Below are 14,127 nucleotides of genomic sequence, written 5' to 3' on the forward strand. Positions count from 1 at the left end.
GGCAGCAACTCAATGGATTCTCAGGCCTTGGTTCACTATATTTGGGGAGAGGAGTTTCCATGTCTGCTCAGCGCTCCGCCACCAAGGCCCAGTATACCGCTGGTGTAATCCAGCGGTTGGCGGCCGCTAACAACGTGGCAGTGATCGCGACATCGAACGATGTCTTTGCCCATCACGTGACGCGGCTCTCCGGCGATGACGTGAATTTCGATCCTATCGAGAATACCATCGTCGCACTCCAGCGCGCCGGGATTTTGGATCGTGTCCAAGCGGTGCGTCTTCAAGCGCGCTATCTTCGCGAAAGCCGTCTGTGACGTTTGATCCGTTTGGAGATTTTGCGACGCGCGGTTATTTGCGCAACGTCGCGAAGGCCAAAGATCCCGGAATCGTTCAGCGCCTCCTGCACAATTCCTTTCTGACCGGCATCGATGCAGCCTTGGATCATCTCAAGGCGCAGCCTTCCCTAAGCTACGCCGATGTCCTCCAAACACACAAAACGCTCTTCGAAGGAGTGTTCCCCTGGGCTGGAGAGGACCGTCATACGAACGCGTCCCACATCTTCGTAAAGAAGGGCTCTGTGATCTTCGCCCATCCCAATGACATCCGCAAAGCTATCGACTACGCGTTGGAGAAGGGACAAGACAACGCGTTCATGGCGGAAAAGCCCGGCGAAGTGATGGGCTATCTCGCCTATGGCCATCCATTCCTGGACGGCAATGGCCGCACTATCATGCTGATCCATGCGGAACTTGCGCGGCGTGCAGGCATCAGCATCGATTGGGCCGCCACGGACAAAGTTCAGTATCTCGCAGCCCTGACGCAGGAGCTCGAAGAGCCGGGCAAGGGCAAACTTGATGCTTACCTTAAGCCATTCATCCGCAAGGGCTTGGAGAGCAACATCGCCGACGGGATCAAGGCCGCGCCGGGCCTGGACGGCGGCAACGCAGACACAGTCGCAGGCGAGACGAGCAATCCAATGCTCCAGGCGCAATACGAAGAGCAAAAAGCCAAGCGCAACGGCGGGCGAGACTTGCAATGACAATCCTGGTCACCGGTAGCGCTGGCCATCTCGGGGAGGCGGTCCTGCGGACGCTCCGTGGGCGCGGGTCGCCCGCCCGCGGCGTCGATCTCAAGCCCTCCCCCTTCACCGATGCCGTCGGCTCCATCGTCGATCCCGCCTTCGTGCGGCGCCAGATGGACGGCGTCACTGCCGTGATCCACACCGCGACGCTGCACAAGCCGCATGTGGCGACCCATTCCAAGCAGGATTTTGTCGACACCAACGTGTCAGGAACGCTGAACCTGCTCGAGGCGGCAGTCGCGGCCGGCGTGAAGAGCTTTGTCTTCACCAGCACCACCAGCGCATTCGGCTCGCAGCTGCGGCCCGAGGCGGGACAGGCGGCGGTGTGGGTCACCGAGGAGCTGCCATCGGTGCCGAAGAACATCTACGGCACGACCAAGCTGATGGCCGAGAACCTCTGCGAGCTGTTCTTTCGCGAGCGCGCGCTACCGATCGTTACCTTGCGGACCTCGCGCTTCTTTCCGGAGGACGACGACGATCCGGCGATGCGGTCGGCCTACACGCTGGAGAACGCGCAGGCCAACGAGCTGCTCTACCGCCGGCTGGATATCGCGGACGCGGTAAGCGCGCATCTGCTCGCCGTCGAGCGTGCGCCCGGCATCGGCTTCGCCCGCTACATCGTCTCGGCGACGAGCCCGTTCGAGCAACGTCATCTCGGAGCGCTGGCGCGCGATGCCGCCGGCGTGGTGCGCGAGCTCTATCCGGAGTGCGCGCAGCTCTATGCGGCGCGCGGCTGGCGGCTCTTCCCCGCGATTGACCGGGTCTATGTCAACGAGCGCGCGCGGCGGGAGCTCGGCTGGCGACCCGAATTCGACTTCGCGCATGTGCTGCGCAGCCTGCGCGATGGCCGCGACGTCCGCAGCACGCTGGCGCGTGAGGTCGGATCGAAAGGCTACCACGACACGCTGTTCGACGACGGACCCTACCCCGTCGCCCCGTGAGCGCCGCGATTATTTTACTCGACGCTTCAAATGATTGTCCGGCGTCACCGCGCGCGGATCAACTTGCGCAGTTCTACTGTGCATGGGGTTGTTTTCGCACTTTTGTATGCCCACCCCGGCGGACCGCCTGACGACGTTGCGCGCGCGCTGTTGATTCCGCGTTGCAGCGCGAGGCGCGGTCGGCGCAGCGTTCATCCGTTCATTGACATTCCGTCTCAATTTTTGCTGCGCGCAGCCGCGCTGCATCCGGCGCGCTTCTCACGATGGGCAGATGTGCTAACCTTTTTGCGCCTGTCGTCCCGACGGGCTCAAGACTTCGCCTCTCGACTAGCAAAAGAAAATAATGCGCAGCCCTGACGGCTGCCTTAGGGGAGTGATGCGATGACATCGATGTTCCATCGATCCGTGTTGGCGCTTGCAGCCGTGGCCCTTCTCGCGGGGACCGGCGCCGGCAACGCGCAGCAGCAGGACAAGAACAAGCCGCTGAAGAAATACGATTCCAGCACCAAGGAGTTCTGGACCCATCCGCCGGATGACTGGTTCCTCGGTGACGAGACCGAGGCGCAGAAGGGCCTCGCGCCGCCGTCGGGCCCGCCGACCGGCGCCTCCGACGCTGAGCTCGCCAACATCGTCAAGAAGATCAAGCTGCCGCCGGGCTTCAAGATCGAGGTCTACGCCTCGGGCGTGCTGGCCGCGCGGCAGATGGCCTGGGGCGACAAGGGCACGTTGTTCGTCGGCTCGTTCGGTCTCGGCAACGTCTATGCCATCAAGGACAACAACGGAAAGAAAGAGGTCAAGACCGTCCTCAAGGGCCTGAACATGCCCACCGGTCTCGCCTTCAAGGACGGCGCGCTCTATGTCATCGCCGTCGACAAGCTGATCCGCTACGACAACGCCGAAGCCAATCTCGACAATCTCGGCCAGGGCAAGGTCGTTTATGACGACATGCCGTCCTATGCCGCGCATGGCTGGAAGTACATCGCGGTCGACAAGGAAGGCTGGTTCTTCCTGCCGTTCGGCCCGCCCTTCAACATCGGCATTCCGCCGACCAGCGTGTCGCAGATCCGGCGCGTCGATCCCAAGACCGGCAACGCCGAAATCTGGGCGCTCGGCGTCCGCAACTCGGTCGGCGGCGACGTCGATCCGCGCACCGGCAAGCTCTGGTTCACGGAGAATGCCCGCGACTGGATCAGCGATGATCTGCCCTCGGACAAGCTGAACATGATCAACCGGATCGGCGAGCATTTCGGCTATCCCTATTGCCATCAGGGCAATCTGCCTGACGACAAGTTCGCGATGGGCCACAAATGCTCCGAGTTCACGCCGCCCGTACTGAACCTCGGTGCCCATGTCGCACCGCTCGGCATGAAGTTCTACACCGGCGACCAGTTCCCCGCCGACTACAAGAACAACATCCTGATCGCGGAGCACGGCTCCTGGAATCGCCACAAGTACCAGGGCGCGCGCATCGTGCGGGTGATCGTCGGGCCTGACGGCAAGAACCCGAAGCGGGAGGTCTTCGCCTCCGGCTGGCTCGAGGGTGACCAGGGCTATCTCGGCCGTCCCAACGACATCATCATCGCCAAGGACGGATCAATCCTTGTGGCCGACGATTGGGCCGGCGCGATCTATCGCATCAGCTACAGCAAGAAGTAGCGCGACCTGACGGAGAAAGCTGCGACCGGGTGACGGCCGCAGCTTCTTCCGTTTCAGTGCCTCATGCTGTCGTTCTGGATTGCGCCGCAGCGCAAGTCCGGAACCCATAACCCCGGCTCGTGGTTATGGATTCCGGGCTCGTGCTCCGCACGCCCCGGAATGACGAGCTCGATAGATCGGAATCCTCCCCCATGCGCCGGCAGATCATTTCGCACGCAATCAGCGCGGTTGCGCTCCTGACGCTCGACGCCTTCATCCCGGCTACGGCCGCCGACAATGCCGCGATCAAGGAGAAGGCCGCCGCCTGCTCCGGCTGCCACGGCGAGAACGGCATTTCGCAGACCGAGAACATCCCCTCGCTCGCCGGCCAGCCCGATCAATTCCTGCAATGGCAGCTCGTGTTCTTCCGCGCCGGCGCGCGCAAGAACGATCAGATGCAGCCGATCGTGGAAGGGATCACCAACGAGGACATCCGCAATTTCGGCGCTTACTTCGCCTCGCTGGCGCCGCCGAAGGGACCCGAAGACGGGGATCCCGACCTGTCGAAGAAGGGGGCGCAGGTGGCCGCCGGCCGCCGCTGCGGCTCATGCCATACCGACAGCTATGCCGGCACCAAGGCGGTGGCGCGGCTCGCGGGGCAACGTGAGGAATATCTCGTCAAGGCGCTGCACGATTACAAGGCCGGCCAGCGTGTCGGCGGCGGCGTCGCCGCGATGGCCGACGTCGCCTATCACATGAGCGATGAGGAGATCACCGCCGTCTCGCACTATCTCGCGCACTTGAAATAGCGCTGAGCTGTTTCGTCAATCGCAGCTCGTCATCCCCGGGGCGCGACACAGTCGCGAGCCCCGGGACGACACCGAATGTGTGGTTACGCCCTACCCCGCCCGCTGCCTCTCATACGCCTTCAGATGCGTATAGGCGATGCGCAGCTTCGGCACCGGCACCTTGGCGGAGTCGGCGCGCGCGATGAGATCGCCAATGACGTGATCGGCCTCGACAGGCAGGCCGGCCTTGATGTCGCGGAACATCGACGCCGTCAGCGGCGAGCCCTCGGTGGTGAGATTGCCTTTGACGCGATCGAAGAACGGGCCGCCCGGCGGATAGCCGGACGCCGTGGCAACCGCGCTGGTCTCATCCAACATGCCGAGCAGGAACTCCCGGCCGCCGGGCGCGGCGAGGATATTGCCGACGGACGTCCGCATCAGGCTGGTGCTTGCTGCGAGCGAGGACAGGAACACCCACTTCTCCCACATGTCCTGCATGATGTTCTGGCTGGCGCTGGCGCCATTGATGCCGCTCTTGAAGGCCTCGTCGATCGCCTTCACCCGGTCCGACATCCCGCCGTCGCGCTCGCCGTAGCTGAGCGACTGCATCGGCTGGAGCTGCACCACCTCGCGCTTCTCGTTCAGCGTGGCCGCAATGGCGCAGAGGCCGCCGAGTACGCGCTCCTTGCCGAACTTCGTGTCCAGCGTGTCGAGATGCTTCATGCCGTTGAGCATCGGGATGATTGCGGTGTTCGGCCCCACCGCGGGGACGAACGACTTGATGGCATCGTCGAGGTCGAATGCCTTGCAGCTGAGCAGCACGACGTCGAACGTGTCCTTGATTGCGTCGGCCTGAACCGTCGGCGGGTTCTTCAAGGTCACATCGCCGTTCGGGCTCTTGATGACGAGGCCGGCGCTCGCGAGCTCGTCGGCGCGGCGAGGCCTAACCAGGAAGGTCACGTCGCGGCCGGCCTGCAACAGCCTGCCACCGAAATAGCCGCCGATGGCGCCGGCGCCGACCACGAGGATGCGCATGGGAGAACTCCGCTTTTACTATTGGCGAATGGCGAATAGGGAGTAGCGAATAGTGGGCGCGATTTCCACTCGCTATTCGCTACTCGCCATTCGCGCGCTTCACTTTCCCGACACCATCTCCTCGACCTCGCGCAACTGCTCCTTGCCGAAGAACATTTCATTGTCGACGAAGAAGGTCGGCGAGCCGAAGGCGCCGCGGGCGACCGCCTCCTCGGTGTTCTTGATCAGCTTGGCCTTCACCTCGGGTTCCCCGGCGCGGGCGAACAGCTTCTGCGCATCGAGACCAGACGACGCCAGCGCCTTCGCCGCGATCTCGGGATCGTCCATCTTCTTCGGCTCGCGCCACATGTGGTGGAAGGTGGCCTCGACATATGTCTCGAACACGCCCTCGAGCTGCGCTGCGATCGCTGCGCGCATCAGGTTCAGCGTGTTGACGGGAAAGTGCGGATTCCAGACATAGGGCTGGACATGGAAGCGTTTGATGAAGCGCTCGGTCTCGACCTGCTGGAACTCCCGCTTGTTCTTGATGCCGGCGAGCGTCTCGGCCGGCGACTTGTTGTTGGTCGACTTGAAGATGCCGCCGAGCAGGATCGGCACATATTCGAACTTGACGCCGATCCGCTGTTCGATGGCTGGAATCGCCAGATGGCTGAGATAGGCGTTGGGGCTACCGAAATCGAACAGGAATTGCGGGGCGGTGCGGGTCAAAATCATTCTCCCTGGCCTGGCTTTCTGAGCGGCTTTTTCTCATTGTGGCGCAGGCCGCGCCACAGGTCTATCGTTTAATGACGGTCATAATACTTTGACCGTCAGATCAGGCGCTGCATCGCCCGCTTGCGCCACACCAGATGGTAATAGCCCATCTGCAGAATCAACATGGCGCAGAACACGATGGGATAGGCGGCCCACACGCCGGTCAGGCCGACCGTGTGGCTGAGGATGATTGCAGCCGGCAGCTCGATTGCGGCGATCGCGAAGATCGACAGCAGCATCGGCGTCAACGCGACGCCGGCGCCGCGCATTGCGCCCGAGAACACCGTGGCGAGCCCGAACGGCACCGAGCTCCACAAGGCGATGTTGAGCAATCCCTTCGCCAGATCCAGCACGGCGCCGTCGGTGATGAAGATACCGAGCACCGCGCGTGGCGCGAGGTAGATCAGCGCCACCAACCCGCCGGTCAGGACGATATTGAACGCAAGGCCCATCCGCACGATGCCGTCAAGCTGGGCCCGGTCGCCGCCGCCGACGGCCTGGGCGCCGAGGATCGAGACCGCGATCGAAATCGACATCGCCGTGAACTGGGTGTAGCCCATCACCTGGTTGACGGCGCCATAGGCCGCGGTGGCATTCGAGCCGAAGCCGTTGACGAGGCCGAGCAGCACAAGCTCGGCGATCGCCATCACCACCATGCCGATCGCGCTCGGCAGGCCGATCCCGAGGACTTTGCCGAGCACGGCGCCGTTTAGTCGGAGGTGACGCAGCAGCGTCGCATCCGGCGCGAGCGCGTGCTTTCTCCGCAGCAGATAGGCAGCCAGCACGATCAGCGTCAGCGTGTTCGCGATCGCAGCCGCCCAGGCAGGACTGGTGATGCCGGCCACCGGCAATCCGAACGTGCCGCGGATCAGCATCGGCGTCAGGATCAGGCCGATCGCCGTCGACAAGGCCAGCGCCAGCAGCGGTGTCACTCCATCGCCGACGCCGCGGATCATCGCCGTCATCAGCAGGAAGATGAAGCCGAGCGGCATCGTCAACAGCATGATGCGCGCATAGGCGCTGGCTTCATCGAGAATGTCCGCGGGCGTGGCGAGCATCACCATCAGGGGCCGGCTGAAGATCCCGCCAACGAGTGCAATCGCTATCGAGAGCAGCAGGCCGACGGCGAGTGTCGTGCCGACGATGATCTTGATCCGGCCATGCTCGCCGGCGCCGAAGGCCTGGCCGATCAGCACGGTGGCGCCGGTGCTGAGGCCCATGACGAAGGCGAACAGGAAGAACATCACCGGGAAAAACGCCGAGACCGCGGCGAGCGCGCCGACGCCGACCATCTGGCCGAGATAGACGTTGCTGACGGTGCCGAACAGCGATTGCAGCGCGTTGCTCAGCATCAGGGGTGCGAGAAAGCGGAGGAATGTGGTCCAGAGCGGCTTTGCGGCAGACATGGCATTGGCCTTTCATCAGGGCGTGCGAAGCCGTTGCCGCGCAATGCGCGGCTCGGCCGTCGATGGGGCGTGAGAAGCGGCGCGCGGTTTAAGCGCGGTCGCTGTAGGCGAGCTTGACGATGTGGTCGCGGATGTCGGTCGGCCAGTCGGCGATCAGGCCGGTGAAGCGTCGCCGGTCATCCGCGAACAGGGCGCGCGAGGCTTCCTCGAACTGCGGCAGATCGCCGGCCATGGTCGACATGAAGTGGTAGGCCGCATCGCGCGCCTGCCGCTCGCGGTCCTTGTCGCCGCTGGCGCGCCTGGCTTCGTCGACGAGCTTGCGCAGCGCGACCGAAGCGCCGCCGGCCTGTGCGTTGAGCCACTCCCAGTGCCGCGGCAGCAAGGTCACCTCGCGCGCGACCACGCCGAGCTTCGGCCGGCCGCGACCGCGCGGCTCTGCGGGTGCTTCGGCCGTCTCGGCTTGCGGCATGAGCGTTGCTAGCCGGGCCAGCACCTCGCGGTCGTCGCCGCGCAGGTCGAAATCGATCGACCGCCCGGTGCCGTCGTCGAAGATGATAATTGGCTGGTCCAGCGGCTGCGTGGCACGCTTGACGGCAAGCGCGACGTCGCCCGCAGTGCCGGAGGCCAGCCGGCGCTGGCCGGTGAAGGCTGTGTAGGTCCCTTGCATTGGAATCATTGCCATATTGATCGCGTTGCCGGTTTAATACCCGGGTAAATTCGCCGCGTCAATATACCCGGGTGAAAATATCTGCAGCGACGGCTCGACAATGTGTTCCCGGGCTGGCACCAACGGCGCGGCCGATGACCACGACCAAGCCTTGAGGACCCCGCGATGCTGACCGTTCACCACCTCAACAATTCCCGCTCGCAGCGCGTGCTGTGGCTGCTCGAGGAGCTGGGCGTTCCCTACGAGATCGTGCGCTATCAGCGTCAGCCGGACATGCGCGCGCCGAAGGAGCTGCGCGCCATCCATCCGCTCGGCAAATCGCCCGTCATCACCGACAACGGCAACACCATCGCCGAGTCAGGCGCGATCATCGAGTATCTCATCGCCACCTATGGCAACGGACAGCTGATCCCCGCGCCGGGCACGCCGGAGCGGCTGCGCTACACCTATTGGCTGCACTATGCGGAAGGATCCGCGATGCAGCCGCTGCTGCTCAAGCTGCTGTTCACGCTGATGCCGAAGCGTGCGCCGGCCCTGCTGCGCCCGCTGGTGCGCAAGGTCTGCAACCAGGCGCTGACCGCGCTGGTCAATCCGCAGCTGAAGCAGCACATGGACTATTGGGAAGGCGAGCTCGGCAAGAGCGAATGGTTCACCGGCAGCGAGTTCACCGCGGCTGACATCCAGATGAGCTTTCCGCTCGAAGCCGCCCAAGCTCGCGGCGGCCTCGAGCAGGGCCATCCCAAGGCGATGGCGTTCCTGGAGCGCATCCACGCCCGGCCTGCATATGCGCGCGCGCTGGAGAAGGGCGGGCCGTATCAGGTCGGGCGGTAAGCTCCCTTACTCCGTCATTCCGGGAGCAGGTTACTGCCCCGCCGCCTCCGCGCCGCGCGTGCGCGGATCGGCTGCGCCCAGCGTTCCGTTCGGCGTCACCAGAATCGAGTTGGCAGATGTCTGCCCCATCGGCTCGAGGACGAGGTGCCCCATCGCCTTCAGCTCGAGCAGCACGCCCTCGGGAAAGCCGCGCTCGACGCGCACTTCATCCGGCAGCCATTGGTGGTGCAGCCGCGGCGCTGCGACCGCGGCCGCAACATCCATCTTGTAGTCGAGCACGTTCACGATCACCTGCAGCACGGTCGAGATGATGCGGCTGCCGCCGGGCGAGCCCGTCACCAGCACCGGCTTGCCGTCCCTCAGCACGATGGTCGGTGACATCGACGACAGCGGCCGCTTACCGGGTCCGGGAAGGTTCGCTTCGAAGCCGACGAGGCCATAGGCATTGGAGGCGCCGATTGCCGCGGTGAAATCGTCGAGCTCGTTGTTGAGCAGCACGCCGGTGCCGTCGGCGACGAGGCCGACGCCGTAGCTGAAGTTCAGCGTGTAAGTGTTGCTGACGGCGTTGCCGCGGGCATCGACGACGGAAAAATGCGTGGTGTTGCTGCCCTCACGCGGCGCGGCAGGAGAGGCCACGAGCTCTTTTGACGGCGTGGCGCGTTCGGGGGAAATGTGCGCGCGCAGCTTCGCGGCATAGTCCTTCGCAATGAGGGTCTCGATCGGCGCGTTGACGAAGGCGGGATCACCGAGATAGCGGGCGCGATCGGCATAAGCGCGCTTCATGGCTTCGATCAAGAGATGCAGCGACGCCGCCGATCCCTGCTTCAGATCGGCCAGAGGGAAGCCCTCGAGGATGTTGAGCGTCTCCATCAGCACGACGCCGCCGGATGAGGGTAGCGGCATCGACACGATGTCATAGCCGCGGTAGCTGCCACGCACCGGCGTGCGGATGACCGGCTGATAGGCCTTGAGGTCGGCCGGCGTCATGATGCCGCCGGCATCGGTCACGGCCTTGGCGAGCTTCTCGGCGACCGGCCCCTCGTAGAATCCCCGCGGCCCCCGTGCAGCGACGGCCGCCAGCGTTTCGGCGAGATCGCCCTGCACCAGCCGATCGCCTTCGCCCAGCGGCGTGCCATCCGGACGCGAGAATATCCTGGCCGAAGAAGGCCAGCGTGCCAGCCGCCGGTGCCAGCCCGGCAACGTATCGGCCATGTCGTCGCTGACGATGAAGCCATCGCGTGCGAGCGCGATCGCAGGCGCCAGCAGTTGCGCCAGCGTGAACTGACCCGAGCCGTATTTCTCGAGCGCGAGCGCAAGGCCGGCGACGGTGCCGGGCACGCCGATGCCGAGCGCGGAATCCCGTGACTTCGTCGCGTCGGGCTTGCCGTAGGCGCCGAGGAAGATCTGCGGCGTGGTCGCGGCCGGCGCGGTTTCGCGATAGTCGATCGTGATGTCTTCATTGCGATCGGCGGAATGGATCACCATGAAGCCGCCGCCGCCGATATTGCCGGCACGCGGATAGGTCACGGCCATCGCGAAGCCGGTCGCGACCGCAGCGTCGATGGCATTGCCGCCGCGCCGCAGGATGTCGGCGCCGATCTGCGCGGAGATCTTCTCCTGCGCCACCACCATGCCGTGCTCGGCGGCGACGGCGCGCACTGCCTCGCGTGCGGGCGGAACATAGCCCTGCCGTGCATCCTGAGCGGTCGCAGGGGCGAGACCGAGCACCAGGACGGTAATGGCGGCTAAAAATCTCCGCCGTGTCGAATATGACGACATCATCGAATTCCCGCCGTGGCGTTGCACCGGTTCACACCCGTCACTGTAATGCTATACCGTTTGCTCTAAGAGAGGCAAAACTGTTCGTGATGGGTGCTGCGTGATGACGACAATCGCTCCGGATGCGCGCATGGCCGGCGTGGCGCGGACCTATCCGCCGCGCGCCGCCGTCGTGAGTTGGATCTTCTTCGATTGGGCCGCGCAGCCATATTTCACGCTGATCACGACCTTCGTGTTCGCGCCCTATTTCGCGACGGCCATTGCGCCAAATCCCGCCGCCGGTCAATCCTTGTGGGGCTTTGCGATGGCGGCCGCAGGCCTTGCGATCGCGCTGTTGTCGCCGGTGCTCGGCGCCATCGCCGACGCTTCGGGCCGCAGGAAACCGTGGATCGCAGGTTTCGGTACGGTGCTTGTGCTGGCGTCCTGCACGCTCTGGATCGGCAAGCCCGGCGATCATGCCGTCATTCCGCTGGTGCTCACCGCAGTTGCGCTCGCCAGCGTCGGTGCGGAATTTGCCACGCTCTTCAACAACGCGATGATGCCGACGCTGGTGCCGCCGGAGCGGATCGGTCGTCTCTCCGGCACCGGCTGGGCCACGGGCTACATTGGCGGCATCGTCAGCCTGATCATCGTGCTCGGCCTGCTCGCCGCCAATCCCGAGACCGGCCGCACGCTGCTCGGCGTCACGCCGCTCTTCGGCCTCGATCCCCTCACACGTCAGGGCGATCGTGCCGCGGGGCCGCTGACTGCGCTGTGGTTCATCATCTTCGTGACGCCGATGTTCCTGTTCACGCCGGATTATCCGGCGAAGCGCCCGCTGGGCGAGGCGTTGCGCGAAGGCCTGTCGGAGCTGAAGCAGTCGATCAAGAGTCTGCCGAGGCAGAAATCGCTCGCGGCATTCCTGCTCGCCAACATGATCTACACCGATGGTCTGGTGTCGCTGTTCGCCTTCGGCGGCATCTATGCCGCGGGCACCTTCGGCTGGCACACCATCCAGATCGGGACGTTCGGCATCATGCTCGCGATCGCCGGCGCGCTCGGCGCCTGGTTCGGCGGCAAGCTGGATGATCGTCTCGGGCCGAAGCGCGTCATCGCCGGCAGCCTGCTGGTCCTGCTGCTGTCGGTGGCCGCGATTCTCCTCGTCGACAAGGACAGCGTCCTGTTCGTCAAGACCGCGCCGCCGCAAGCGGGCGCTGCCCTGTTCTCGAGTACGGCCGAGCGCGCCTATCTCGTGCTGGGCTGCCTGATCGGTGCAGCCGGCGGCCCGCTCCAGGCCGCTTCCCGCACGCTGCTGATCCATCTCGCGCCGAAGGATCGCATCGCGCAATATTTCGGCCTGTTTGCGCTGACGGGAAAGGTGACGTCCTTCATCGGCCCGCTCCTGATCGGCCTGGTCACCGCGCTGACCGCCAGCCAGAAGGCCGGCATGGCCGTGCTGGTGGTGTTCTTCGTCGCGGGACTGGGGCTGTTGGTGCGGGTGCGGGATTAGCATCCCCATCGTCATTCCGGGGCGTGCCACTTGGCGCGAGCCCGGAATCCATTTCTCCGCATGGGACCCTGCACAATGGATTCCGGGTTCGCGCTTCGCGCGCCCCGGAATGACAGCAACTCAGTGCCTGAAGTGCCGCGTTCCCGTGAACACCATGGCGATGCCGTGCTCGTCGGCGGCCTTGATCACCTCGTCGTCGCGCATGGAGCCGCCGGGCTGCACCACGGCGGTGGCGCCGGCTTCGATGCAGGCGAGCATGCCGTCGGCGAACGGGAAGAACGCATCCGAGGCCACCACCGAACCCTTGGTGAGCGGTTCGGCGAGCTTCAGCTCGCTAGCAGCATCCTGCGCCTTGCGTGCGGCGATCCGCGCTGAATCCACCCGGCTCATCTGACCCGCGCCGATACCGACGGTGGCGAGATCCTTGGCGTAGATGATGGTGTTGGACTTGACGTGTTTTGCCACCCGGAACGCAAACTTCAGATCACGCATCTCCGCATCCGTTGGCGCGCGCTTGGTGACGACCTTGAACGTCATGTCGTCGACAACGGCGTTGTCGCGGCTTTGCACCAGCAGGCCGCCGGCCACCGTCTTGGCGGTCAGGCCCGGCGCACGCGGATCGGGCAGGCTGCCGGCGAGCAGCAGGCGCAGGTTCTTCTTGCTGCCGATGATGGCGATCGCCTCTTCGCTGGCATCGGGCGCGATGATGACCTCAGTGAAGATCTTGGTGATCTCGCGCGCGGTATCGGCATCGAGGGCGCGGTTCATCGCGATGATGCCGCCGAAGGCCGAGGTGGAATCGCAGGCCAGCGCCCTGCGATAGGCCTCGACGAGGTTCGGACCTTCGGCGACGCCGCAGGGATTGGCATGCTTGACGATGACGCAGGCCGCGGTGCGCTTGGCGTCGAACTCGCCGATGCATTCATAGGCGGCATCGGTGTCGTTGATGTTGTTGTAGGAGAGCTCCTTGCCCTGGAGCTGCCGCGCGGTGGAGACACCGGGGCGCTTGTCCGGCGTCGCGTAGAAGGCGGCGGTCTGGTGCGGGTTCTCGCCATAGCGCAGCGACTGGATCAGCCGGCCGCCGAAAGCGTGGAAGTCGGGCGCGTCGATCTCGAGCTGACGGTTGAACCAGTTCGAGATCGCGGCGTCATAGGCCGCAGTGCGGGCATAGGCCTTCGCGGCGAGCCGCCGGCGCAGCTTCAGCGTGGTCGCGCCCCTGTTGGCGGCAAGCTCGTCGAGCACGGCCTGATAGTCCTGCGCCTCGACCACGACGGCGACGTCGTCGTGATTCTTGGCGGCGGCGCGGATCATCGCGGGGCCGCCGATGTCGATGTTCTCGATGCAATCCTCGAAGCCCGCGCCTTTGTCGACGGTGGCCTCGAACGGATAGAGATTGACGACGAGCAGGTCGATCGGCGCGATGCCATGCGCCTTCATCGCTTCCGAGTGCTCCTTGTTGTCGCGGATCGCGAGCAAGCCGCCATGCACCTTCGGATGCAGCGTCTTGACGCGGCCGTCCATCATCTCGGGGAAGCCGGTGAGCTCGGAGACGTCCTTCACCTTGAGGCCGGCCGCGGCGATGGCTTTCGCGGTGCCGCCGGTCGAGACCAGCTCGACGTCGTGCGCGGCGAGCGCCTTGGCGAACTCGATCAGGCCGGTCTTGTCGGAGACGGAGAGAAGGGCGCGGGTGACGCGGCGGGGATGATCAGTCATGAGCAAGAT

Annotated in this window: 13 protein-coding genes; 7 read left to right on the forward strand and 6 right to left on the reverse strand. The window is 64.8% G+C overall.

Annotation, left to right across the window (positions count from 1 at the left end):
• Positions 1–59: 59 nt before the first annotated feature.
• From I6F12_RS28290 to I6F12_RS28310, 5 genes are all read left to right on the forward strand, one after another.
• Entirely contained in the window at positions 60–314 is a 255-nt protein-coding gene (locus tag I6F12_RS28290; RefSeq protein ID WP_036003012.1) for a hypothetical protein, read from the forward strand.
• Complete coding sequence (locus tag I6F12_RS28295) at positions 311–1,039, forward strand: Fic family protein (RefSeq protein ID WP_225157710.1); 729 nt, start codon at positions 311–313, stop codon at positions 1,037–1,039. The genes I6F12_RS28290 and I6F12_RS28295 overlap by 4 nt, the downstream gene beginning before the upstream one ends.
• Entirely contained in the window at positions 1,036–2,022 is a 987-nt protein-coding gene (locus tag I6F12_RS28300; protein ID WP_225157711.1) for an NAD(P)-dependent oxidoreductase, read from the forward strand. Before I6F12_RS28295 ends, I6F12_RS28300 begins: the two co-directional genes overlap by 4 nt.
• Before the next feature lie 381 nt (positions 2,023–2,403).
• Positions 2,404–3,678, forward strand: coding sequence for a PQQ-dependent sugar dehydrogenase (locus I6F12_RS28305; RefSeq protein ID WP_036003007.1), 1,275 nt, complete (start codon positions 2,404–2,406; stop codon positions 3,676–3,678).
• Positions 3,679–3,869: 191 nt separating this feature from the next.
• On the forward strand, positions 3,870–4,466 hold the full coding sequence (locus I6F12_RS28310) for a c-type cytochrome (protein ID WP_225157712.1): 597 nt from the start codon (positions 3,870–3,872) through the stop codon (positions 4,464–4,466).
• Positions 4,467–4,556: 90 nt separating this feature from the next.
• Here the strand turns inward: I6F12_RS28310 and panE are convergent, their stop codons facing one another.
• The 4 genes from panE to I6F12_RS28330 all read right to left on the reverse strand — a co-directional run bounded on the left by panE (position 4,557) and on the right by I6F12_RS28330 (position 8,321).
• Positions 4,557–5,480, reverse strand: coding sequence for a 2-dehydropantoate 2-reductase (panE, locus tag I6F12_RS28315; protein WP_225127941.1), 924 nt, complete (start codon positions 5,478–5,480; stop codon positions 4,557–4,559).
• A 99-nt stretch (positions 5,481–5,579) separates the two neighbouring features.
• Positions 5,580–6,188, reverse strand: coding sequence for a 2-hydroxychromene-2-carboxylate isomerase (locus tag I6F12_RS28320; protein WP_225157713.1), 609 nt, complete (start codon positions 6,186–6,188; stop codon positions 5,580–5,582).
• Between the two features lie 101 nt (positions 6,189–6,289).
• A complete protein-coding gene (locus tag I6F12_RS28325; protein WP_225157714.1) occupies positions 6,290–7,639 on the reverse strand; it encodes an MATE family efflux transporter in 1,350 nt (449 codons plus the stop codon).
• 88 nt (positions 7,640–7,727) lie between these two features.
• On the reverse strand, positions 7,728–8,321 hold the full coding sequence (locus I6F12_RS28330) for a DUF2239 family protein (protein ID WP_225157715.1): 594 nt from the start codon (positions 8,319–8,321) through the stop codon (positions 7,728–7,730).
• A gap of 150 nt (positions 8,322–8,471) precedes the next feature.
• Here I6F12_RS28330 and I6F12_RS28335 point away from each other — a divergent pair, with 150 nt between their 5' ends.
• The gene (locus I6F12_RS28335) at positions 8,472–9,137 is read left to right on the forward strand and encodes a glutathione S-transferase (protein WP_225157716.1); all 666 of its coding nucleotides are present in this window, start codon (positions 8,472–8,474) and stop codon (positions 9,135–9,137) included.
• 30 nt (positions 9,138–9,167) lie between these two features.
• On the opposite strand, the gene ggt is transcribed toward I6F12_RS28335, so the two are convergent.
• Positions 9,168–10,919 (reverse strand): gamma-glutamyltransferase, encoded by a 1,752-nt coding sequence (gene ggt, locus I6F12_RS28340; RefSeq protein WP_225157717.1) that lies wholly within the window; start codon positions 10,917–10,919, stop codon positions 9,168–9,170.
• 100 nt (positions 10,920–11,019) lie between these two features.
• Here ggt and I6F12_RS28345 point away from each other — a divergent pair, with 100 nt between their 5' ends.
• On the forward strand, positions 11,020–12,405 hold the full coding sequence (locus I6F12_RS28345; RefSeq protein ID WP_225157718.1) for an MFS transporter: 1,386 nt from the start codon (positions 11,020–11,022) through the stop codon (positions 12,403–12,405).
• A 120-nt stretch (positions 12,406–12,525) separates the two neighbouring features.
• Here the strand turns inward: I6F12_RS28345 and purH are convergent, their stop codons facing one another.
• Positions 12,526–14,118: a bifunctional phosphoribosylaminoimidazolecarboxamide formyltransferase/IMP cyclohydrolase gene (gene purH / locus I6F12_RS28350; RefSeq protein WP_225157719.1), complete on the reverse strand. Its 1,593-nt coding sequence runs from the start codon at positions 14,116–14,118 to the stop codon at positions 12,526–12,528.
• Positions 14,119–14,127 lie beyond the last annotated feature (9 nt).

This window comes from Bradyrhizobium sp. IC4059, assembly GCF_020193615.1.
Lineage (GTDB): Bacteria > Pseudomonadota > Alphaproteobacteria > Rhizobiales > Xanthobacteraceae > Bradyrhizobium > Bradyrhizobium yuanmingense.